A 20,801-nucleotide genomic window follows, 5' to 3' on the forward strand; every position below is an offset into this window, starting at 1 on the left:
CTAGAATGCCCATTGTAAGATGCTTATAACTGCGATTATAAGAACCTTACAATAGGCATTATGGTTCTGTGCCGATGGCTGTATGCCTATCTGCTTGATAATTATTGTTTTTTCAAGTCCGGATAGCTGATTCGGGTATGGAACATGGTTTTCAGTTTGTCTACGAATACGCTCTTTATGGTCTCCACGTCCTTGAAGGTCAGCGGAGCGCTCTTTAGCAAGCCGTCGGCGATCTGCCCGTCGATGATCTTGTTCACCAAGGCGCTGATACTCTCTTCGGTATGTTCCTTCAAGCTGCGGGAGGCGGCTTCCACGGAATCGGCCATCATCAGTACGGCGGTCTCCTTCGAGAAGGGATTCGGGCCGGGGTAGGTGAATAGCTCGTCGTTAATCGGCTTGTCCGGGTATTGGTTCTTGAAAGAGTTGTAAAAATACTTCGCCTTGCCACGCCCGTGGTGCGTACGGATGAAGCTGATAACCGCCTTGGGTAACAGGGCCTTCTCGGCGATCTTCACGCCCTCGGTGACGTGGCTGATGATGATCTGCGCGCTTTGGTCGAACGATAACTGGTTATGCGGGTTCACGCTCGATTGGTTCTCGGTGAAGAAGACGGGGTTGCTCATCTTCCCGATGTCGTGATAAAGGGCGCCGGTACGTACCAGTTGGGCGTTGGCGCCGATCTTGGCGGCCGCCTCGGAAGCGAGGATGGATACCTGCAAGGAGTGCTGGAACGTGCCCGGGCAAGTCTCGCTAAGCTTTTTCAAGATCGGGTTGTTGATGTTGGACAGTTCCACCAAGGTGATGTCCGATACGTAGCCGAACGTCTTCTCCAGCATATATACCAATACGTAGGTGAACATGACGAGGATGAAGTTGATGCCGAAATAGAGCATCATCATCCAGTTGATCTTATTCAGGTTCGCCTCTTGGAACAACGTGAGGCTCATGTAGCAGATGGCGTACGAGAGGAAGATGAAGAATGCGCACCGGATCAGTTGTGAACGTTCGCTCAGGTTTCTCAGGCTGAACGTCACGACCATGCCCGCTATGGTTTGTAGCAACAGGAACTCATGCGGGAAAGGTACCATCAACGAGCAGATCAGCACGATGATAAGGTGCGTGAAAAGCGCCGTCCGGGAATCGAAGAAGGTACGTACTACGATCGGTACGATGGCGAACGGCAATATATATACGTTGAATAATGCGTAGGTAACACATAGTTCCGTAAGGATGCAACTCACGAATATGCAGAGGATCAAGAATAGTACGTTCTTCCGGTTGTGGAATATCTTCAAGCGGAAAGACCATAGGTAGAGCCAGAAACAGAACATTAGCCCGAAGACGAGCACGAATTGCCCGGCCAATATGATGCCTTGCGTCTGCGTGCCTCCGGTCTTGGCCTCGTGTATGGCCTTTAGGGAACGGAGCACGTTGTAGGTATGGTTGTCGATGATCTCGCCCCGGTCTACGATACGCTCTCCGGCTTGTACCATACCGTTAGCGATAGATACGCTCTGTAGCATATCCTCCTTGATCTTGTCGGACATGTCGGCGGCATAGGATATGTTCTCGGTGAGGTAGTTATTGATGTCACACGATTGCAGGATCGATTTGTCCAGCCGCGGCGGGCAGTTGTTGATAATGAACTCGTAGGCGGTGCGCACGGTGAAGAAGTCGCTCACGTAGCGGGTCTGCGCGACGGCGTTCTCCAAGAGGTTGACACGGGAGTATTCCTCTTTCCGTAGCTCGTCCAGATCCTGCGACGAGATGATACCGTTCTTGTATAAGTTGATCAGGCTGCTCTCTATATACTGCATGTAAGCGGGGGATACTTTGCTTCGCAAGTTATTGCCGTTATTGTAGTTGGCACGCAGTTTCTCGACCTCTTGCTTCTGGATGTCGGGGTTCATGCGGTAATAAGGCTCGAACTTACGGAGTACGCTGTCTTTCTCCGCTTTTACCTCGTCGTCGGTCTTGTAGATCGGGAAATCGCTCGGGGCGGTGAGTAATCCATATCTCCAAGGCTTGCCCTCATAGAACTGATAACGGAATTTTCCCTCCCGGGGGAAGAAGTAGGCGATAAGTAACGCGGTCACCACGAAGTAGACCACGGTCGGTATATTGTAATTCTTCTGTTTCATATAGATTCCTTTTAGCGTCCGAAATATACGTAAAAAACTTCACTAAGCGGAAAAAAAGGCGTACTTTTGCCGCATTATTATAGAATGTAAGTATTATGACTCAAAGAAAAGTAAGAGTACGCTTCGCACCTAGTCCTACGGGGGCGCTGCATATCGGAGGTGTCCGCACGGCTTTATACAACTATTTATTCGCTAAACAGAATGGCGGTGATATGATTCTCCGTATCGAGGATACGGATTCCCAACGCTTCGTTCCCGGGGCGGAAGACTATATCATCGAGGCCTTGACTTGGCTGGGTATCAAGTTCGACGAGGGCGTGAGCTTCGGCGGCAACTACGGTCCGTATCGCCAGAGCGAGCGTCGTGAGATCTACAAGAAGTATGTCGATCAATTGCTGAACGATGGCCATGCTTATATAGCGTTCGATACGCCTGCCGAGTTGGAGGAGAAACGGAAGGAGATCGCCAATTTCCAATACGACGCCTCTACCCGTTCGCAAATGCGCAACTCGTTGACGCTTTCTCAGGAAGAGGTTCAGAGCCTGATCGAGTCAGGTCATCAGTACGTAGTTCGTGCCAAGATCGAGCCGAATGAGGATATCCACGTGAACGACTTGATCCGTGGCGAGGTCGTTATCAACTCCTCTATCTTGGATGATAAGGTATTATATAAATCGGCCGACCAATTGCCTACTTACCACTTGGCGAATATCGTTGACGACCATTTGATGGAGGTTACCCATGTGATCCGTGGTGAGGAGTGGTTGCCGAGCGCGCCGCTTCACGTATTATTATATCGTTTCTTCGGTTGGGAAGATACGATGCCTAGTTTCGCCCATCTGTCGTTGCTGTTGAAACCGGAAGGTAACGGTAAGTTGAGCAAGCGTGACGGCGATCGTCTGGGCTTCCCTGTATTCCCCTTGGAATGGCACGATCCGAAGACGGGTGATGTTTCATCGGGCTATCGTGAGAGTGGCTATTTCCCCGAGGCTGTCGTAAACTTCCTTGCTTTGCTGGGTTGGAATCCGGGTAACGATCAAGAGGTGATGAGCATGGATGATTTGATCCGTTTGTTCGACCTGTCTCGTTGCAGCAAGAGCGGTGCTAAGTTCGATTATGAGAAAGGCAGATGGTTTAACCATCACTATTTGCTGGAGAAGAGTAATACGGAGATCGCTGACCTATTCTTGCCGATCGTGGAAAGCCACGGTATCCAGACTACCCATGCTTATGTAGAGAAAGTAGTCGGCATGATGAAAGGCCGTGTCAATTTCGTGAGTGAGTTATGGGATCTTTGCTCTTTCTTCTTTATCGCCCCGACGGAGTACGATGAGAAGACTCGCAAGAAACGCTGGAAGGAAGATTCGGCTGTTCAATTGGGTGAGTTTATCGAGCAATTGCGTGCCCGTGAGCCGTTCGACGTAGAAGGTACCGAGAACGAGTGCAAGGCTTGGATCGAGAGCAAGGGATATCATTTGGGGAATATCATGAACGCCGCCCGTCTGGCCTTGGTTGGCGAGGGCAAGGGCCCCGGCATCTTTGATATCACCGAGGCTTTAGGTAAAGAGGAGTCTATCCGCCGTATCCAACGGGCTATCGAGATATTAAAATAATCATGTACAGTTTAGCAATACATCTCTACGCTTTTGTAGTCGCTTTGATCTCGCCTTTCCATAAAAAGGCGAGACTGATGCGATTCGGGCAATGGAAAACAAATTCCATACTTCGTGAGAAGATCGACCGGAACGCTAAATACATCTGGTTCCATGCCTCCTCGCTGGGCGAGTTCGAGCAAGGGCGTCCTATGATCGAGAAGATCAAGGCGGAACATCCGGAGTATAAGGTGTTGCTGACTTTCTTTTCTCCCTCTGGCTATGAGGTACGGAAGAATTACAAGGGAGCGGACGTGATCTGCTATCTTCCTTTCGATACGCCTTTCCGGGTGAAGAAGTTCCTGAATTTGGCGAACCCGGCGATCGCCATATTTATCAAGTACGAGTTTTGGGGGAACTATTTGCGTGAGTTGCGGAAGCGGGGAATACCGGTTTATATCATTTCCGCTATATTCCGCCCCGACCAGCTATTTTTCCAATGGTTCGGAAAGCCGTACCGGAAGATGCTATCTTATTTTAATCATCTTTTTGTTCAGGACGAGCGTTCGATGAAACTCTTGAACGAGTTCGGTATCACGAATGTGACGGTGACCGGCGATACCCGTTTTGATCGGGTGTTGGATGTCCGTAAGCAAGCTCGTGAGCTTCCGTTTATCGAACGTTTCTTGGAAAGCAAGGAGGGTAAGAGGCCGATCGTGATGGTGGCCGGCAGTTCATGGCCTCAAGACGAGGCGATCTTTATCCCTTATTTCCATGAGCATCCGGAGATGAAGTTGATTATCGCCCCGCATGAGATTCACCGGGAACATCTCCTTTCTATCGAGGCGATGCTAAAACGTCCGTCCGTCCGTCTATCGGAGGCGCATGAGGATGATCTGGCCGATAAGGATTGCTTGATCATCGACAGTTTCGGACTCTTATCTTCCATTTATCGCTATGGACAGATCGCTTATATCGGTGGTGGTTTCGGAGCGGGTATCCACAACACGTTGGAAGCCGCCGTTTATGGGATGCCGGTCTTATTCGGCCCGAGATACCATAAGTTTAAGGAGGCGAAGGATCTGATCGCCGTAGGTGGTGGTTTCTCCATCACAGATGATTCCTCTTTCCGAACGAAGATGGACGAGTTATTGACCGACCCGACAGCCTTGGAAACCTCCGGGCAAGCTGCCGGTGATTTTGTGAAAAACAGTGTAGGAGCGACGGATCAGATCTTGCGGCAAATCCATATCCGTTAATAGATAAAGCCGGGTTTGCTATTCGAGTGATTGTATGCCCAGACTCTTTTGATATAGCAATGGAATACGGATGAGATAGATGTACGGATTGGTAATTGAACGATTCGCGTTGTCTATCTCATCCGTATTTTATTTTAATCCTCTTCAGCGAACATCGGGTCCCAAGCGGGAAGGCGAGTCGGTGTTTGTTTCAAGATCTCTTTTACTTGATCCGTGATGTACTTCTTGTTGACTACCAGACGGAACATATACTCATTAAACCATTGGTCTGTCATGATGAGGTGGCCGGCGTTCGCTCCGGGGCCCCAACTATTCTCAACCATCCATTTCTTCGGCTTTCCATTCGCGTCGAGGTCAACAGCCATCAAGGTCATGGCGTGTGAGGAACCGCTGGCGAATGTTTGGATACGTTGTTTCTTATCCATGCCGAAAGTCGTACCCATCAGTGAACCGTAATCGTAGAAGTTTACATCCAGAATACCTCTGTCACGATCGAAGAACTTGCCCACGTCGCAAGAGAAATACATCATGGTGCTGTCCTTGATGGAAGCGATAGCCATTTGTTTGATATCCTCGATCGGAAGGTTTACGTACGTCCAGTTCTTGCCATCGTAAGCGTGGCGGTCGTAATCGATCTCATACAGCTTATAATAATCGCGGCTCGGATCGTTCATCAACATGACATAGCTGTTTTTCAAATCGTCCCCGATATATTCTTGGAAGAAGGACTGAGGCGTATATTCCTTCGTCTCTACCGGATTCCCTTTAGCGTCTTTGCGAGTCCACGTGAATTTCGTAGGCGGCTCTCCCAAGTTCAATACGAGCATACGGTAAATCGTACCTAGCATCTCTGTTTTCTTTTTCTCCAGATCCGCTACGGTCGTGCCTTTGGTCGTAGACAGGTCGCGAAGTTGCAAGCCGTATTCTTTCAGCTTTAATCCGATCAGGTTGCTCATGCGTCCGGTACTGTTGCTACTGTTGGTCTCTACCATGACCTCGGCGGGAACCACGCCATACTTGGTCAAGATATCGGAGACACCCGTGAACTGCCCTCCGTCTCCGATCGGGTTCTTGAATAACCATTCCACCATCTTGTCGTCCATCGGTTTCAGACGAGTATCGATGATGCCCTGTAAGAAAAGGTTCGCTTTCTCCAATTGATCCCAGAAGAAAGAATAATTCTGGGAGAATTGGAATTCACCCATGTCGTATTTATGGATCGCCTGCGCACGGAATACGTTCAATCCCGTGAAAAGCCAGCAACGGCCCGAGGAACGTTGGTTGGAGATCCCTTTGCTCTCTACCTTATTGGAGAAGTAAGTATCCAAATTGTTCTTGCTCTCCCCATTAACGGCAAGCTTGTTGATGTCGTTATTGGTGATTGCGTTACGGATCGCCTTATCGGCCGGCGTTCCCTGATAAGACTGTTTGATTTGCTGCAACATCGTGGGTGAGATGCCTCCACCGCTTTGTTGTCCGTGAGCCGATAGCGTGATGCCTAAAGCCAAGGCCGCTATCCATAAATTCTTTTGCTTCATGATATTTTAGTTGATTAATAAATTGTGTTATTTCTTTTTAGGCCATACCAGACCGTCTTGCCGGATATTCCATACCGTACCGTCCGATGTGGGTAGCGATATCTCGTACATAGAAGGTGTCGTATGTATTTCCAGTTGATTGGCGATCTCTTGCGGGCATAGCTCGTTTGCCTTCAAGTCGTTGATGTTATCGGCATAATGCCCGAAGGTCGCGGCGAACTCATTCTGACGGTAATATAAATTACGCAAGATCCATTTCGTCTCCTCCGAAGGATGTTTTACGAAAGGAGTCTCACCTTCTCCCGCAATCTTATCCGATATTTGAACATAACCCCAGTATTCGGGCATATGGATATTGATTACCCCGGTAGGCGCCCATACCCAGTTGTACTCGCGAATCTTATCCTCTCCTTGGATAGGGACTTTCACGTATTTACCGTCTTTCACGTCCGTTGTCCATTCCACACGGGAGAAGTTCACACGGATCTGCTCGCCGATTTCCGGCTTTTCTTTTCCTCTGTCCATTTGGAATACGGAAGTCCAAGGAATGAATACCTCTACGCTCCATGATTTATCCGTGTCTTTCGGGTTATTCAGCGTACCGTCCACATAAACAGCGGATTTCATTCCGGCGAACTCCCAGTTATTCAATACTTGCGGATTATCCCGGTAGGGGCGGGTTAAGAACAAGTCCCATTCCGTACCTAAGGCGTTCACCTCGTACTCCAGATAATTATGGGTGTCGTTCGTAGGATTCAGGAAGATCTCGAAGTCGTTGTCATGGAAGATCACGGCGTCGTGTTCCGTGATGGTCGCCCATACGTGCGGCTCCTCCATAAGGACGGCGAAGTACATTCCGTTATCATCGTAAGTCATCTTGGCCCGGGTCTGGAAGTGAGGGGCCGGGCGTTTGTCTCCTTCGATATCCACGAAGTCGCTGGTCCAAGGTATCGCGTCCCATTCCCCGGGAGAAAGCTTTCCGTCGATCTTGATAGGAGCGGGGGCCTTGTAGCAAACATACGTCGGCGGATTGAACGGTGGTTGCGGCATATACGTGATGTCCGGCTTTTGCGTACTGGGTTTCTGTGCGCAAGAAAGCAATAGGAGTGCCGCCAATGGCGCTGTCGTTAAAATCGTTTTTCTCATGTGCGTTTATTTTTAGATCGTTTGATAAATAGATTCTTATTGAAGTAAGTCCATCGCCGCGTCCAACCATGTATTTATATCGTCCGGATAATGTTGGTCGGCGGTATAAGTATCGCTGCGTTTGTGCCCGAGTCTTACGATCACGGCGTTCTTTTCCGGGAGCGTGAAGACATATTGCCCCAAGATTCCTCTCATATAAGGGATCTTCATCCCTTTGTAATCGAGAATCCAGTATTGGAATCCGTAACAATGGTTGGGTTTGCCGAGATCCTTATAGACAAGACGGGTATCGGGGCTTGTCGCTTCCGCCAAATAAGCGGGAGAGATCAATTGCTGGCCATCCCATTGACCGTTGTTGAGTAATAATTGTCCGAAGCGGGCGAAATCACGGGCGTTACTGTTGAAACAGCAATAGGCTTTTTCCATGCCGTCCTTCCGGTCGAGGCTCCAAAGGGCGCTTTCCTCAGCGTGCATCGGAGTCCATAGTTTGCGGGATACATAATCGCTGAGTTTCTCCCCGGTAGCCTTCTCCACGATAAAGCCCAGCAGTTGTGTCACGCCGCTTTGGTAGATAAAGTTTACGCCGGGCTCGTCGATCTCTTTCATCCCGAAGGCGATTTCCTGTAGGTCATCGCCATAATACAACTGGGTGGTAGGAGAGAAAGGAGAGCTGTAAGCCTCGTCGAAATCCACGCCGGCGCTCATGGTCAGCAAATGGCGAAGCGTTAGGGCCTTTCCGTCGTATCCCTTGAATTCCGGGAAAAAGTCGCTTACCGGTTGATCGACATCGCGGATAAATCCATCGTCGATAGCGCAGCCGATCGCTAACGAGACGATGCTTTTCGCCATCGAGAAGGAGTTGCTATGCGATTCCGGGGAATAATCTTCCCAATATTGCTCGAATAGCAGTCGATTGTCTTGGATGATTACATAGGCAACCGTACCCAGCTCCTCAAACCGGGGAAGATAACGCTCTGGAATACTTTTCGTATTGTAAGCTTCCGATAGTTCCCAAGGGCGGGGCGAACCTGCTTTTACGACCCGGTTCTCGAAAATCGGATATTGATCGATCTTGGGTAATAAATGAGTAAGCGCTCTGCGCAAATAATAATTGGAGGGTAACGTTAGATACCCTCCGATTCCTACTATAAAAATAAACACTATCCATCTCACGCTTCGAGACAAATAGTGTTTATTGTTTTGAATTCCTTTATTTGAATTATTTTTCATGTAACCACTTTTTGCCTGAAGGGGTATACGTGTAAATTAAGCCTATTAGGCAAATAATCCCGACAACTCCAAGAAAGATTACTAACTCCATATTATTGTCCCTTTTTTCATAGATACAAATATATGGTTTATAATTCAAATAATCAAATACATGCTATTATTCTTTATACCAAGAAGAATACATATGGTAGTTTTTGGCTATCTTTTGGTTGATCTCCTTCGCTTGCTCGGGATCTACCTTCTTGACGAACTTAGCGGGAACTCCGGCGTAGATACTGCCCGGCTCGACGATCGTCTTGCTTAGTACTACGGAACCTGCGGCGATGATCGCTCCCTCGCCTACTACGGCGTGATCCAATACCACGGAGCCCATTCCGATCAAGGCGCCATTGCAAATCTTCGCCCCGTGGATCGTTACGTTATGGCCGATGGATACATCATCGCCGATCTCGATTGTCGATTTCTCATATAAGGTGTGAAGGACGGAACCATCCTGTACGTTTACGCCGTTGCCGATGCGAATCGAGTTCACGTCGCCGCGAAGCACGGTGCCAAACCAGATACTGCAACCTTCACCGATCTCTACGTCACCTATAATCGTGGCGTTGTCTGCTAAAAAAGTGTCTTTACCGATCTTCGGGGTAAAGCCACGAACGGATTTAATTAATGCCATTTTTAGTTGTTTAAATTTCTGTTGTTTTCTCTTTCAGCCAAGCTTTCTCCTCCTCGTTCAAGAACGGGCTGATCTTGTCGTAGACCATTTGGTGGTACTTGTTCAGCCAAGCGTGCTCACGGACAGAGAGCATGGGGATGATAATCAAGCTCGTGTCGATGAAACAAAGCGTCAGCGTATCGAATCCTAGGAATTTCCCGAATTCCGTTTCGCTGTCCTCACGTACCAAGATCATGTTCTCCGTACGGATACCGTATTCGCCGGTACGATACATGGCCGGCTCGTCGCTGATCACCATTCCGGGCTTCAAGGTCACCGGGTTCTCCTCCATGCGGATGCTTTGGGGGCCTTCGTGTACGTTTAGGCAATGGCCGATACCGTGACCGGTTCCGTGCAAGTAATTGATTCCGGAATCCCATAGCGCTTTACGGGCAAGGATATCGATCTGGGAACCTCGTGTTCCGGCGGGAAACTTGCTTTTCGCCAAGCTGATCGTACCTTTCAACACACGGGTGAAATCCTTTTTCATCTGCTCCGTCGGCTCTCCAAGGGCGATCGTGCGGGTGATATCCGTCGTACCGTCCAGATATTGTGCGCCGGAATCGATCAAAAGCAATCCTTCCGGCTTCAAGGTCGCGTCCGTCTCCGTCGTAGCGGAGTAATGAACGATCGCTCCATGCTCGGCGTAGCCGCAGATCGTGCCGAAGCTATCCATGATGTATTGCGGTTGTTCCGCACGTAAGGCGGTCAGCTTCTCGGCGGCGCTGATCTCTGTAACTTGGGCTCCTTCCGCCATTTGTTTCTCCAGCCAGATATAGAATTTTGTCAAGGCGACACCATCTTTTACCACGGCGTTTTGGAAGCCCTTGATCTCGGTCTCGTTCTTGATGCTCTTCAAGTGGTTGGCGGGGGAGATCCCTTCCACGATCGTACAGCTTCCCGGGATCGCGTCGTATAAGGAGACGTTCGTCTTGTTCATATCCACGAATACCCGGCTGTTTTCCGGTAGGCGGGATAGATACCTCTGGATCATGGAGTATTCGGCCAGCGTAACCCCTTCTTTCTTCAAATGCTCGGTGATCTCGGCGGTCAGCTTCTCCGGCTTGATGAAAAGCACGCTCTCATCCTCCGATACAAAGGCGTAGCTGACTACGACCGGGTTATAGGTCACGTCCGTACCCCGGATATTGAATGTCCACGCGATCTCGTCTAAGGCGGCGAGGATCAAGCAGTCGGCGCCCTCGCTCCGCAACTGGTTATTGATTAGGTCTAGTTTCTCGTGCACGGAGGCTCCGCTTAATGCTTCCGGCATCTCGAATATCGGGTTTCCGGGAACGGCGGGACGGTCCTTCCAGATACCCTCGATCAGGTCGGCCGAGGTATCCAGCTTGATTTCTTTACGGCTTAGTTTATTTGCCAAGGCACTCGCTTCGGCGGCGCTATAGGTTTGCCCGTCCAGCCCTACGGCCTGTCCGGCGTGTAACTCATGCAAGAGGAATTCCGTGATAGACGGTGTCTCCGGAAGCGCCAACTTATAGAGTTCGATACCGGAACCTTCCAGTTGGCTGGCCGCTTGCAGGAAATACCGGGAATCGGTCCATAAGCCCGCCTTGTCCGCGGTGACCACGATCGTTCCCGCCGAGCCGGTGAAGCCGGATATCCATTCTCTCGATTTCCAGCGATCGGCCGGATACTCGCTTAGGTGCGGGTCGGAACTGGGTATGATGTAAGCGTCAACCTTCTGTTGTCTCATAGCCTCCCGTAGGGCGGCGATACGTTCAGGAATGTTTGTTTTCATCGCATTTTATTTTAGTCAACATTAATACTCGCAAAGTTAATGAATTATTTTGGATTTGTCTCGCCGGAAACCGGCTCTTCTACCTTATAATATAGATGGGAAGTGCCTAGCTTTTCCCACCGCAGTTTCCCTTCCTCTACCAGCCGCCGCAAGTCGAGGGAAGCCTTACTTCTGGAGCATCCGCAGAGCGACATATACTTCTTCTGGTGGATAAAAGGGTTCGTCTCCAGATAACGGAATACCTCTTGCTCGCATTCCTTGGCGGAGGGATATGCGGGATCGCTAACCGTGTACTCGTCACGAAACACCGGCATGGTCTTCAGCCGGTCTCTTAGTTCCTTGGACGATCTGAACTTCACGTCCTTGAAATGGATGGATTCCGCCCGGATCTCATTCTTTTCCATCACGGGCCGGCTTTTCAGTGAGACGCTGAAAGTACCGATCCCCTCTAGCTCCACGTTATAACCGAACATGAGGAAGTCCACCATCATGTCTTGGAAAAGCTGCAAGATCCCTTTCATATCCGCGGGAGAGAAAGAAGACCGGGACTTCGCTCTGCTGATGAACTCATCCGTATGTATCGTCCCGCAAGAGACCAAACGAGGATGTAGGGGTAATGACTTCCCGGATTCCTCTGGATTCGGGTTGGGATTTCTGACTAACTTGTAATTTGCTGACATCTGTGCTGTGTTTAAATGGTTATAGATCTTTTGTCCGATTTTTCTAGATCGCTTACTCGTTTTTATAGGCGAGCTTAGCGGTTTCTTCAAGAAGAATTCATCTTTCAACAGCCGTTGCATGATCATGCACCAACTGTTGGACGATCATCTACCATCTGTTGGATGATTGTCCAACAGATGGTAGATGATGAATACTTCAGCTTCAAAGGTACAATATATAAAAGAGAAAAGGGTAAGGATTCCGGATAAAAGAGCTAAAGGTTATGATAAACGTGTATGGGCTCACAGCCTTGTGGTCCACAACCTTGTGAACCGATCCCTTTAAATCAAGTTAAAGATAAGGCACTCAATAGATATCAAGGAATAATTTGCTAGCTTTGTAGAAACAAATAAGAAGTGCCATGAGGAATCTGCTTTATCTTTTTGTCTTTGCGGCTCTGCTTCTCGGCTTGAGCGCATGTTCTTCTTATTATTATTCGATGTTGAACTCGAATGACCCCGTCGGGGAGAAGAATGAGAGAGGTGATTTTGTGCAGGAAAACGATACGGTACGTATCTCTTATCGTTTCTGGGGAGAGAACGCCCCGGTTACTATTACCATTTATAATAAATTGGATGAACCCTTGTATGTGGATTGGGGGCGGTCGGCGCTGATTATCGATGACGTGGCTACCACCTACGATCCGAAAGTGGCCTCGGTGAGAGGCGAGAGCTCTAGCGTGGCATCCGGTAGCTCCTTTCATTGGAGCGATAGGAGCAGCAGCGGGTGGAGCTACTCGGAAGGTTCCTTCTCCGGTGATGTGAGTTTGCCGAAGGGCGTTGAGTTTATCCCGCCGCATTCCAAATTAGTCAATACGCCTTTGCAATTAGCCAACTTCCCGTTTAACGAGATCCCGAAGGAAGAGTATGTAAAGGAGCAAATGACAACGAAAGCAAACACCACCGTAAATATCCGAGTGAAGGATTTTACGGAAGAAGATTCTCCGCTGAGATTCCGTAGCTACCTGACGTTGTTCGCCGGAGGGACCAATGGGAAGCCCTTGAAGCATTCCTCTTTTGAGCGGAACTTCTATCTGGCGAAATTGATCAAGGTCGGCGACGTGGCTCCCCGGTATTTCGATGAGGGACAGCAGCAATCCGGCGATTTCTTTTACGTGAAAGAGACTCATGGGGCTACGGCAGGCCTTGTCGTAGGGGCGATAGCGGTTACCGCCGCAGGGGTGGCGATAGAAGCTACGCTGGGTCCCGTGAACTATTAATATATTCATATCGAATGATACAAACTCTATCTGATTTAAAGACCGTGCGTTTCAACGAGCAAGCGGACGGTGTGATCATTTTGGACCAAACTCTGCTGCCGGGTAAGGAAGCGTATCTGACCCTTACCACTGCCGAGGAGATATGGGATGCCATCTATAAATTAAAGGTACGTGGAGCACCTGCTATCGGGATAGCGGCCGCTTATGGTATCTATGTCTGCGCCCGTCGGATCGATACGGCGGAGAAATCCGTTTTCGTGGATGAGTTTCGGAAGATCAAGGAGTATCTGGCCGGTTCCCGTCCGACGGCGGTGAATCTAGTGACGGCGCTGAACCGGATGGAGCGGGTATTGGTCGCTCATCCAACCTTGTCTGTCCCGGAATGGAAAGAGCTATTATATAAGGAAGCGATCGCGATCCGGGAGGAAGACGCCGCCGCTTGCCGGCAGATCGGCGAGAACTGTCTGGAGCTACTCCGTCCCGGGATGGGAATCCTTACGCATTGCAACGCCGGACATCTGGCGGTCTCGGAGTATGGCACCGCCTTGGCGCCGATTTATCTGGGGCAGGAGAGAGGCTATGGTTTCAAGGTCTTCGCCGACGAGACCCGTCCTTTGTTGCAAGGCGCCCGGCTCACGGCCTATGAGCTAAGCAGGGCCGGCGTGGACGTGACGCTGATTTGCGATAATATGGCCTCTATCGTCATGCGGAAAGGCTGGGTGCAAGCCGTGGTCGTAGGTTGCGACCGTGTAGCCGCCAATGGCGACGTGGCGAATAAGATCGGCACGTCCGGAGTGGCTATCTTGGCCCGGCATTACAAGATCCCCTTCTATGTATTAGGCCCGACATCCACCATCGATAGCTCGTGCCCGGACGGCGATTCCATTGTAATAGAGGAACGTAACCCCGATGAGGTCACCGAGATGTGGTATTCAAGGCGTATGGCCCCGAAAGACGTAAAAGTCTACAACCCCGCCTTCGACATTACTCCCCACGAGCTAATCACGGCTATAATTACGGAGAAAGGCATCTTTTATAAAAATAATCGCTGAAAGTTTTGCTAATCCCGAAACAATCAGTAATTTTGCCGCTCAATTTGAGGATATAAATAATTAAACAATATAACAATTTAAATTATGATCGTAGTTCCATTAAAAGAAGGCGAAAACATCGAGAAGGCGCTTAAGAAATTCAAGAGAAAGTTCGAGAAAACAGGTGTAGTCAAGGAATTGAGAGGCCGTCAGGCTTTCGAGAAACCGTCTGTTACGAAGAGAAAGCAGACTATGCGTGCTATCTACGTACAGCATTTGCAACAAGTAGAAGAATAATTATAGCTTCCGGGCTTGTTTTATTGAATTCTTATTCCTATTTTCGTTGCATGAATGTTGATGCAACGAGAATATGCTGATCGATGACTTTCTAAACTATCTCCGGTATGAGCGGAACTATTCCAATTATACGATTGGTGCCTATTCGAAAGATTTGGACCAATTCCAGAGGTATGTAAGAGAGCATCGAGAAGGTGTATTCAACCCCGGGGAAATCGACTCGGATTTCGTGAGAAGCTGGATCGTCAGTTTGATGGACGAGAAGCTTTCTCCCGTATCGGTAAACCGGAAATTAAGTTCTTTGAAATCTTTTTTTAAGTTTCTCATGAAACGGGGCATTGTCTCTGCGAATCCGTTGAGATTGGTGAACGGTCCGAAAACGAAGAAACCCTTACCTTATTTTATTAAGGATAGCGAGTTGGAGGCGTTGTTGGACGGGGACGGATTTGATGAGGATTTTGAAGGTGTGAGGAATCGGTTGGTCATTGAGATGCTATACGATACCGGGATGCGCCGCTCAGAGTTAATCGGCATACGAAACGTGGATGTGGATTATGAGGCGATGCAGGTCAAGGTAACCGGAAAGCGGAACAAGCAGCGGTTGATTCCTTTTGCGGAGGGTTTAAAAAACTTAATGCTTGCATACACGGAAGTCCGTGATCGTGAGGTTGAGGCAGCCGGTGAATGGTTTTTCGTTCGAAAGAACGGGAACCAGTTGTCGACGGGGATTGTTTATAATATAGTAAAAAAGCAATTGTCGGAGATACCCATGCTGGCGAAACGAAGTCCACACGTGTTACGACATTCATTTGCAACGAGTATGTTAAACAACGGAGCCGAGCTGAACGCTGTGAAAGATTTATTAGGTCATAGCAGTTTAGCGTCTACCAGTGTTTACACGCATACAACCTTTGAGGAATTAAAAAAAGTGTATCATGCTCATCCAAGAGCAAAAAAAGAAGGAGGTTATTATGGACGTTAGAATTCAAGCAATTCATTTCGACGCAACTGCACAGTTGGAGGCGTTTATTCAGAAGAAAGTTTCTAAATTGGAGCAATACTTCGATGGTATTATATTGGCAGAGGTTACATTGAAGGTGGTTAAGCCTGAGACGGTGAAGAACAAGCAGGCCAGTATAATGTTGTCCGTGAAGAACGGGGAATGTTTCGCTGATAAAATAAACGATACTTTCGAAGGGGCGATAGACGATTGTGTTGAGGCTTTGGAGAAGCAACTGGTTAAATTCAAAGAAAAAATCAGAGCCAAATAAAAAAAACGGTAGATAAATTTGGTATGTAAGAAATAATATCTAAATTTGCAGCCGTTTCGCCGTGGTGACGAAACGGCTGCTTTTAGAAGTATCGCCTCTTTAGCTCAGTTGGCCAGAGCACGTGATTTGTAATCTCGGGGTCGTTGGTTCGAATCCGACAAGAGGCTCAAAAGAATGTATTGGAATGGGCAGTTACCAGAGTGGCCAAATGGGGCTGACTGTAACTCAGCTGGCTTTCGCCTTCGGTGGTTCGAATCCATCACTGCCCACACGAATGAAACAAAGGAGAGAATCGGTTGGTTCATTCGGTCTTGCGGAAGTAGCTCAGTTGATAGAGCATTAGCCTTCCAAGCTGAGGGTCGCGGGTTTGAGCCCCGTCTTCCGCTCTTATAAGTTGCCTGTGTAGCTCAGCGGTAGAGCACTTCCTTGGTAAGGAAGAGGTCCCGAGTTCAAGTCTCGGCACCGGCTCAATTGAAAATTGAACATGATCATTAATCAAATAAAGAACAATTAAGTTATGGCAAAAGAGAAATTTGACAGATCGAAACCACATGTGAACATTGGTACGATTGGTCACGTTGACCACGGTAAAACAACTTTGACAGCTGCTATCACAACAGTATTGGCAAAGAAAGGTCTTTCAGAGTTGCGTTCATTCGATTCTATCGACAACGCTCCTGAAGAAAAAGAGAGAGGTATCACAATCAACACTTCTCACGTAGAGTATCAGACTGCAAACCGTCACTATGCTCACGTAGACTGTCCGGGTCACGCCGACTACGTAAAGAACATGGTAACTGGTGCTGCTCAGATGGACGGTGCTATCATCGTAGTTGCTGCTACTGATGGTCCTATGCCTCAAACTCGCGAGCACATCCTTTTGGCTCGTCAGGTAAACGTTCCGAGATTGGTTGTATTCATGAACAAGTGTGACATGGTTGACGACGAGGAAATGTTGGAATTGGTTGAGATGGAGATGAGAGAGTTGCTTTCATTCTATCAATTCGACGGTGACAACACTCCGATCATCCGTGGTTCTGCTCTTGGTGCATTGAACGGTGATCCTCAATGGGAAGATAAAGTAATGGAGTTGATGGAAGCTTGTGATACTTGGATTCCTCTGCCTCCGCGTGAAATCGACAAGCCGTTCTTGATGCCGGTTGAGGACGTATTCTCAATCACGGGTCGTGGTACTGTTGCTACAGGTCGTATCGAGACAGGTATTGTTAAGGTTGGTGAGGAAGTTCAGATCATCGGTCTTGGCGCTGCTGGTAAGAAATCTGTTGTTACAGGTGTTGAGATGTTCCGTAAGTTATTGGATCAAGGTGAGGCTGGTGACAACGTTGGTTTGTTGCTTCGCGGTATCGATAAGAACGAGATCAAGCGTGGTATGGTAATCTGCCACCCGGGTCAGGTTAAAGAGCATTCTAAGTTCAAGGCTGAGGTTTATATCTTGAAGAAAGAGGAAGGTGGTCGTCACACTCCGTTCCACAACAAATATCGTCCTCAGTTCTACATCCGTACATTGGATGTAACTGGTGAGATCACTTTGCCGGAAGGAACTGAAATGGTAATGCCGGGTGATAACGTAACGATCGAGGTTGAGTTGATCTATCCGGTAGCATGTAGCGTAGGTCTTCGTTTCGCTATCCGCGAGGGTGGACGTACAGTAGGTGCAGGCCAGATCACAGAATTAGAGAACTAATTCAAACATTAGATAATGTTATAGCCAGTCTTTTTAAGGGCTGGCTATTTCTACGGAAGTAGCTCAGTCGGTAGAGCACTGGTCTCCAAAACCAGGTGTCGGGAGTTCGAGCCTCTCCTTCCGTGCTAAAATCTATAGATTCGATGAAAAAGATAATTACTTATATTAAGGAATCTTATAACGAACTTGTTTATAAAGTTTCTTGGCCTACGAGAGCAGAGCTTTCCAATAGTGCGGTTGTTGTTATGTTTGCTTCCCTTATCATCGCCGCATTGATCTTTGTTGTTGACGGGGCCTTCGAGGCTGTTATGCGTTTCTTCTACAACCAAATTTTCTAATCAGTTAAGGTATGTCTGATATCCAAAAGAAATTTTATGTTCTGCGTGCCATCAGTGGCAAGGAGAACAAGGTACGGGAATATCTAGAGGCTGAGCTGAAGAATACGGATCTGGGAGAATATGTATTTCAAGTCTTGATTCCGACCGAGAAAACCTTTACGGTACGAAACGGTAAGAAGGTCATGAAAGAAAGGGCTTACTTGCCGGGTTATGTGCTGGTCGAGGCTGCTTTGGTCGGTGAGGTTGCTCATCGATTGCGGAACATTCCAAACGTGATTGGTTTCTTGGGTGGTTCTGATACCCCCGTGCCATTACGCCCTGCGGAAGTGAATCGTATTTTGGGTACGGTTGACGAGTTGCAGGAACAACAAGAGGATCTGGATATCCAGTTCTATGTTGGCGAGAGTGTGAAGATTACTTTTGGACCGTTCAGCGGTTTCACGGGTATAATCGAAGAGGTCAACGCCGAGAAAAAGAAACTTAAGGTGATGGTTAAGGTCTTCGGACGCAAGACTCCCCTTGAGTTGGGTTATATGCAAGTTGAGAAAGAATAGTACTCTGGTTACGAAAAGTGCTACCTTTCTGTTATTGATGTTATATATCTAAAAAATTTTAGAAACAATGGCTAAAGAAGTTGCTGGACAAATCAAATTGCAGATTAAAGGAGGAGCAGCAAACCCTTCTCCCCCAGTAGGACCTGCTTTGGGTTCTAAGGGTATTAATATTATGGAGTTTTGCAAGCAATTTAATGCCAAGACCCAAGACAAGGCTGGTAAGATATTACCTGTTGTAATTACTTACTATGCCGATAAGTCTTTCGACTTTGTCGTTAAAACTCCTCCTGTGGCAATCCAGTTGTTGGAAGCTACTAAGAAGAAGAGCGGTTCCGCTCAACCTAACCGTGCTAAGATCGCTGAGATCACATGGGAGCAGGTGAAAGCTATCGCTGAAGACAAATTAGTCGATCTAAACTGCTTTACTGTCGAGTCAGCCATGAGAATGGTTGCGGGAACAGCCAGAAGTATGGGTATCACTGTTAAAGGGACATTCCCGGGTAATAATTAATAAACTTCAATTGAGATGAGTAAACTTACAAAGAATCAAAAGTTGGCTTTGGGCAAGATTGAAGCTGGGAAAGCATATACATTGAAAGAAGCTTCAGCTTTAGTGAAGGAAATTACTACAACTAAGTTTGACGCATCCGTAGATGTTGATGTCCGTTTAGGTGTTGACCCCCGTAAGGCCAATCAAATGGTGAGAGGCGTGGTTTCATTGCCTCACGGAACTGGTAAGCAGGTTAGGGTTCTCGCATTATGTACTCCGGACAAGGAAGCTGAAGCTACTGCCGCTGGAGCTGACTATGTTGGATTGGATGAGTATATTAATAAGATTAAAGGCGGTTGGACTGACATTGATGTTATCATCACTATGCCTTCTATCATGGGTAAGATCGGTGCTCTTGGTCGCGTATTAGGCCCTCGTGGTTTGATGCCTAACCCAAAGAGTGGTACGGTTACCAATGAGATCGGAAATGCGGTGAAGGAGGTTAAGCAAGGTAAGATCGACTTTAAGGTAGATAAGAGCGGTATCGTTCACACATCTGTTGGTAAGGTGTCTTTCACTCCGGAACAGATTCGTGACAATGCTAAGGAGTTTATTTCAACTTTGATCAAGTTGAAACCTACTGCGGCTAAAGGTGCGTATATAAAGAGTATTTATCTTTCTAGTACTATGAGTGCGGGTATTAAAATTGACCCCAAATCAGTTGAAGAAAACTAAAAAACAATTGAACAATGAGAAAGGAAGATAAAGGAACTGTTATAGGTCAATTAACTGAAACATTAAAGGAATATCCTAATTTCTATTTGACGGATATCGAGGCGTTGGACGCTGAGAAAACCAGCAAATTGAGAAGAGAGTGTTTCAAGCGTGAGGTTAAGTTAGTCGTTGTAAAGAATAACTTGCTTAAGAAAGCGTTGGAGAACATTGAAGGTGACTTCTCTGATCTTAACGTGGCTTTGAAAGGCAATACGGCTGTGATGTTCTCACAAGTCGCTAATGCTCCCGCTCGCCTGATTAAGGATTTTACTAAGGACGCTAAAAAAGGTGTAGTCGTTAAACCGGCTTTGAAGGCTGCTTACGTACAAGAAAGCTTCTATGTAGGTGCTGAGAATCTTGAGGCATTAGTAAATATCAAGAGCAAAAACGAACTTATTGCCGATGTTATCGCATTGTTGGAATCTCCGGCGAAGAACGTTATCTCTGCTCTTCAGTCATCAGGACAAACTATCCATGGTCTGTTGAAGACTTTGGAAGAAAGATAATTTTTCATTAAAACATTACACAGATAAATAATCATTTAAATCATACAAAAATGGCAGATTTGAAAGCTTTTGCAGAACAATTAGTAAACTTGACCGTTAAAGAAGTTAGCGAATTAGCTACTATCCTTAAAGAAGAGTACGGTATCGAACCTGCTGCTGCAGCTGTTGCTGTTGCTGGTCCTGCTGCTGGTGGTGCTGCTGCCGCTGCAGAAGAGAAGACTTCTTTCGATGTTGTATTGAAAGCAGCTGGTGCTAATAAATTAGCTATCGTTAAGTTAGTTAAAGAATTAACAGGTCTTGGCTTGAAAGAGGCTAAGGATATGGTAGATAGCGCTCCTAGTGCAATCAAGGAAGGTATCGCTAAAGCTGATGCTGAGGCATTGAAGAAACAGTTGGAAGAGGCTGGAGCTGAAGTTGAGCTTAAATAGTATTTATAACCTGGTTTCCAGGTGATTTGGTTAAGAGTCTCCGACTACGAAGACTCTTAACCTTTTTGTGTCTATAATTTCAATAAGTTCA

Annotated in this window: 21 protein-coding genes and 5 tRNA genes; 19 read left to right on the forward strand and 7 right to left on the reverse strand. The window is 47.6% G+C overall.

The features are described 5' to 3' along the window. Positions 1-101: 101 nt before the first annotated feature. Positions 102-2,141, reverse strand: coding sequence for an HD family phosphohydrolase (locus NBH16_RS08480; protein WP_250788365.1), 2,040 nt, complete (start codon positions 2,139-2,141; stop codon positions 102-104). A 95-nt stretch (positions 2,142-2,236) separates the two neighbouring features. On the opposite strand from NBH16_RS08480, the gene gltX reads away from it, so the two are divergent. Then, positions 2,237-3,754 carry a glutamate--tRNA ligase gene (gltX, locus tag NBH16_RS08485; RefSeq protein WP_044545256.1) on the forward strand — a complete coding sequence of 506 codons (1,518 nt, stop codon included), beginning with the start codon at positions 2,237-2,239 and terminating at the stop codon, positions 3,752-3,754. 2 nt (positions 3,755-3,756) lie between these two features. Continuing rightward, entirely contained in the window at positions 3,757-4,992 is a 1,236-nt protein-coding gene (locus NBH16_RS08490) for a 3-deoxy-D-manno-octulosonic acid transferase (RefSeq protein ID WP_008773682.1), read from the forward strand. Positions 4,993-5,126: 134 nt separating this feature from the next. Here the strand turns inward: NBH16_RS08490 and NBH16_RS08495 are convergent, their stop codons facing one another. The 6 genes from NBH16_RS08495 to NBH16_RS08520 all read right to left on the reverse strand — a co-directional run bounded on the left by NBH16_RS08495 (position 5,127) and on the right by NBH16_RS08520 (position 12,057). After that, positions 5,127-6,530 carry a C1 family peptidase gene (locus NBH16_RS08495; RefSeq protein ID WP_250788367.1) on the reverse strand — a complete coding sequence of 468 codons (1,404 nt, stop codon included), beginning with the start codon at positions 6,528-6,530 and terminating at the stop codon, positions 5,127-5,129. 27 nt (positions 6,531-6,557) lie between these two features. Then, positions 6,558-7,676, reverse strand: coding sequence for a carbohydrate-binding family 9-like protein (locus NBH16_RS08500; protein ID WP_008773681.1), 1,119 nt, complete (start codon positions 7,674-7,676; stop codon positions 6,558-6,560). Positions 7,677-7,712: 36 nt separating this feature from the next. Next, positions 7,713-8,906 (reverse strand): serine hydrolase domain-containing protein, encoded by a 1,194-nt coding sequence (locus tag NBH16_RS08505; RefSeq protein ID WP_005867235.1) that lies wholly within the window; start codon positions 8,904-8,906, stop codon positions 7,713-7,715. 157 nt (positions 8,907-9,063) lie between these two features. Further along, on the reverse strand, positions 9,064-9,579 hold the full coding sequence (locus NBH16_RS08510) for a gamma carbonic anhydrase family protein (protein ID WP_005854163.1): 516 nt from the start codon (positions 9,577-9,579) through the stop codon (positions 9,064-9,066). A 10-nt stretch (positions 9,580-9,589) separates the two neighbouring features. Next, positions 9,590-11,377 carry an aminopeptidase P family protein gene (locus NBH16_RS08515; RefSeq protein WP_214504481.1) on the reverse strand — a complete coding sequence of 596 codons (1,788 nt, stop codon included), beginning with the start codon at positions 11,375-11,377 and terminating at the stop codon, positions 9,590-9,592. Positions 11,378-11,421: 44 nt separating this feature from the next. Further along, positions 11,422-12,057 (reverse strand): HU family DNA-binding protein, encoded by a 636-nt coding sequence (locus tag NBH16_RS08520; RefSeq protein ID WP_005867237.1) that lies wholly within the window; start codon positions 12,055-12,057, stop codon positions 11,422-11,424. 401 nt (positions 12,058-12,458) lie between these two features. Here NBH16_RS08520 and NBH16_RS08525 point away from each other — a divergent pair, with 401 nt between their 5' ends. From NBH16_RS08525 to rplL, 17 genes are all read left to right on the forward strand, one after another. Then, complete coding sequence (locus NBH16_RS08525) at positions 12,459-13,316, forward strand: hypothetical protein (RefSeq protein WP_122378509.1); 858 nt, start codon at positions 12,459-12,461, stop codon at positions 13,314-13,316. Positions 13,317-13,330: 14 nt separating this feature from the next. Beyond that, positions 13,331-14,368 carry an S-methyl-5-thioribose-1-phosphate isomerase gene (gene mtnA / locus NBH16_RS08530; RefSeq protein WP_009275606.1) on the forward strand — a complete coding sequence of 346 codons (1,038 nt, stop codon included), beginning with the start codon at positions 13,331-13,333 and terminating at the stop codon, positions 14,366-14,368. A gap of 84 nt (positions 14,369-14,452) precedes the next feature. After that, entirely contained in the window at positions 14,453-14,644 is a 192-nt protein-coding gene (gene rpsU, locus NBH16_RS08535) for a 30S ribosomal protein S21 (RefSeq protein WP_005854174.1), read from the forward strand. Positions 14,645-14,717: 73 nt separating this feature from the next. Then, positions 14,718-15,626, forward strand: coding sequence for a tyrosine-type recombinase/integrase (locus NBH16_RS08540; protein WP_048927525.1), 909 nt, complete (start codon positions 14,718-14,720; stop codon positions 15,624-15,626). Beyond that, positions 15,616-15,915 carry a ribosome hibernation-promoting factor, HPF/YfiA family gene (hpf, locus tag NBH16_RS08545; protein WP_008778704.1) on the forward strand — a complete coding sequence of 100 codons (300 nt, stop codon included), beginning with the start codon at positions 15,616-15,618 and terminating at the stop codon, positions 15,913-15,915. Before NBH16_RS08540 ends, hpf begins: the two co-directional genes overlap by 11 nt. 93 nt (positions 15,916-16,008) lie before the next feature. After that, positions 16,009-16,082 (forward strand) — tRNA-Thr (locus NBH16_RS08550). Between the two features lie 19 nt (positions 16,083-16,101). Continuing rightward, positions 16,102-16,184 (forward strand) — tRNA-Tyr (locus tag NBH16_RS08555). 44 nt (positions 16,185-16,228) lie between these two features. Next, positions 16,229-16,301, forward strand: a tRNA-Gly gene (locus tag NBH16_RS08560). A 10-nt stretch (positions 16,302-16,311) separates the two neighbouring features. Continuing rightward, positions 16,312-16,383 (forward strand) — tRNA-Thr (locus tag NBH16_RS08565). Positions 16,384-16,432: 49 nt separating this feature from the next. Further along, positions 16,433-17,620: an elongation factor Tu gene (gene tuf, locus NBH16_RS08570; protein ID WP_048927526.1), complete on the forward strand. Its 1,188-nt coding sequence runs from the start codon at positions 16,433-16,435 to the stop codon at positions 17,618-17,620. 52 nt (positions 17,621-17,672) lie between these two features. Next, positions 17,673-17,745 (forward strand) — tRNA-Trp (locus NBH16_RS08575). A gap of 18 nt (positions 17,746-17,763) precedes the next feature. Next, positions 17,764-17,958: a preprotein translocase subunit SecE gene (secE, locus tag NBH16_RS08580; RefSeq protein WP_005854211.1), complete on the forward strand. Its 195-nt coding sequence runs from the start codon at positions 17,764-17,766 to the stop codon at positions 17,956-17,958. An 11-nt stretch (positions 17,959-17,969) separates the two neighbouring features. After that, positions 17,970-18,512 (forward strand): transcription termination/antitermination protein NusG, encoded by a 543-nt coding sequence (nusG, locus tag NBH16_RS08585; RefSeq protein ID WP_048927527.1) that lies wholly within the window; start codon positions 17,970-17,972, stop codon positions 18,510-18,512. Positions 18,513-18,579: 67 nt separating this feature from the next. Further along, positions 18,580-19,023, forward strand: coding sequence for a 50S ribosomal protein L11 (rplK, locus tag NBH16_RS08590; RefSeq protein ID WP_005867244.1), 444 nt, complete (start codon positions 18,580-18,582; stop codon positions 19,021-19,023). Positions 19,024-19,038: 15 nt separating this feature from the next. Then, positions 19,039-19,737: a 50S ribosomal protein L1 gene (rplA, locus tag NBH16_RS08595; RefSeq protein WP_005854218.1), complete on the forward strand. Its 699-nt coding sequence runs from the start codon at positions 19,039-19,041 to the stop codon at positions 19,735-19,737. Between the two features lie 14 nt (positions 19,738-19,751). Then, positions 19,752-20,282, forward strand: a complete 531-nt coding sequence (gene rplJ, locus NBH16_RS08600) for a 50S ribosomal protein L10 (protein WP_005867245.1) — start codon at positions 19,752-19,754, stop codon at positions 20,280-20,282. A 50-nt stretch (positions 20,283-20,332) separates the two neighbouring features. After that, positions 20,333-20,710, forward strand: a complete 378-nt coding sequence (gene rplL / locus NBH16_RS08605; RefSeq protein WP_005854220.1) for a 50S ribosomal protein L7/L12 — start codon at positions 20,333-20,335, stop codon at positions 20,708-20,710. Positions 20,711-20,801: the final 91 nt, after the last annotated feature.

This window comes from Parabacteroides sp. Y3-G-102, assembly GCF_023656845.1.
Taxonomy (GTDB): domain Bacteria; phylum Bacteroidota; class Bacteroidia; order Bacteroidales; family Tannerellaceae; genus Parabacteroides; species Parabacteroides distasonis.

Excerpts from the sequence above, each read along its gene's own strand:
- hpf (WP_008778704.1), top strand. The coding sequence starts at position 15,616 with ATGGACGTTAGAATTCAAGCAATTCATTTCGACGCAACTGCACAGTTG.
- rplL (WP_005854220.1), top strand. The coding sequence starts at position 20,333 with ATGGCAGATTTGAAAGCTTTTGCAGAACAATTAGTAAACTTGACCGTT.
- NBH16_RS08495 (WP_250788367.1), bottom strand. The coding sequence starts at position 6,530 with ATGAAGCAAAAGAATTTATGGATAGCGGCCTTGGCTTTAGGCATCACG.
- NBH16_RS08480 (WP_250788365.1), bottom strand. The coding sequence starts at position 2,141 with ATGAAACAGAAGAATTACAATATACCGACCGTGGTCTACTTCGTGGTG.
- NBH16_RS08490 (WP_008773682.1), top strand. The coding sequence starts at position 3,757 with ATGTACAGTTTAGCAATACATCTCTACGCTTTTGTAGTCGCTTTGATC.
- secE (WP_005854211.1), top strand. The coding sequence starts at position 17,764 with ATGAAAAAGATAATTACTTATATTAAGGAATCTTATAACGAACTTGTT.
- NBH16_RS08520 (WP_005867237.1), bottom strand. The coding sequence starts at position 12,057 with ATGTCAGCAAATTACAAGTTAGTCAGAAATCCCAACCCGAATCCAGAG.
- NBH16_RS08505 (WP_005867235.1), bottom strand. The coding sequence starts at position 8,906 with ATGAAAAATAATTCAAATAAAGGAATTCAAAACAATAAACACTATTTG.
- NBH16_RS08510 (WP_005854163.1), bottom strand. The coding sequence starts at position 9,579 with ATGGCATTAATTAAATCCGTTCGTGGCTTTACCCCGAAGATCGGTAAA.
- NBH16_RS08515 (WP_214504481.1), bottom strand. The coding sequence starts at position 11,377 with ATGAAAACAAACATTCCTGAACGTATCGCCGCCCTACGGGAGGCTATG.
- NBH16_RS08525 (WP_122378509.1), top strand. The coding sequence starts at position 12,459 with ATGAGGAATCTGCTTTATCTTTTTGTCTTTGCGGCTCTGCTTCTCGGC.
- NBH16_RS08500 (WP_008773681.1), bottom strand. The coding sequence starts at position 7,676 with ATGAGAAAAACGATTTTAACGACAGCGCCATTGGCGGCACTCCTATTG.
- rplK (WP_005867244.1), top strand. The coding sequence starts at position 18,580 with ATGGCTAAAGAAGTTGCTGGACAAATCAAATTGCAGATTAAAGGAGGA.
- tuf (WP_048927526.1), top strand. The coding sequence starts at position 16,433 with ATGGCAAAAGAGAAATTTGACAGATCGAAACCACATGTGAACATTGGT.
- mtnA (WP_009275606.1), top strand. The coding sequence starts at position 13,331 with ATGATACAAACTCTATCTGATTTAAAGACCGTGCGTTTCAACGAGCAA.
- nusG (WP_048927527.1), top strand. The coding sequence starts at position 17,970 with ATGTCTGATATCCAAAAGAAATTTTATGTTCTGCGTGCCATCAGTGGC.
- rpsU (WP_005854174.1), top strand. The coding sequence starts at position 14,453 with ATGATCGTAGTTCCATTAAAAGAAGGCGAAAACATCGAGAAGGCGCTT.
- NBH16_RS08540 (WP_048927525.1), top strand. The coding sequence starts at position 14,718 with ATGCTGATCGATGACTTTCTAAACTATCTCCGGTATGAGCGGAACTAT.
- gltX (WP_044545256.1), top strand. The coding sequence starts at position 2,237 with ATGACTCAAAGAAAAGTAAGAGTACGCTTCGCACCTAGTCCTACGGGG.
- rplA (WP_005854218.1), top strand. The coding sequence starts at position 19,039 with ATGAGTAAACTTACAAAGAATCAAAAGTTGGCTTTGGGCAAGATTGAA.
- rplJ (WP_005867245.1), top strand. The coding sequence starts at position 19,752 with ATGAGAAAGGAAGATAAAGGAACTGTTATAGGTCAATTAACTGAAACA.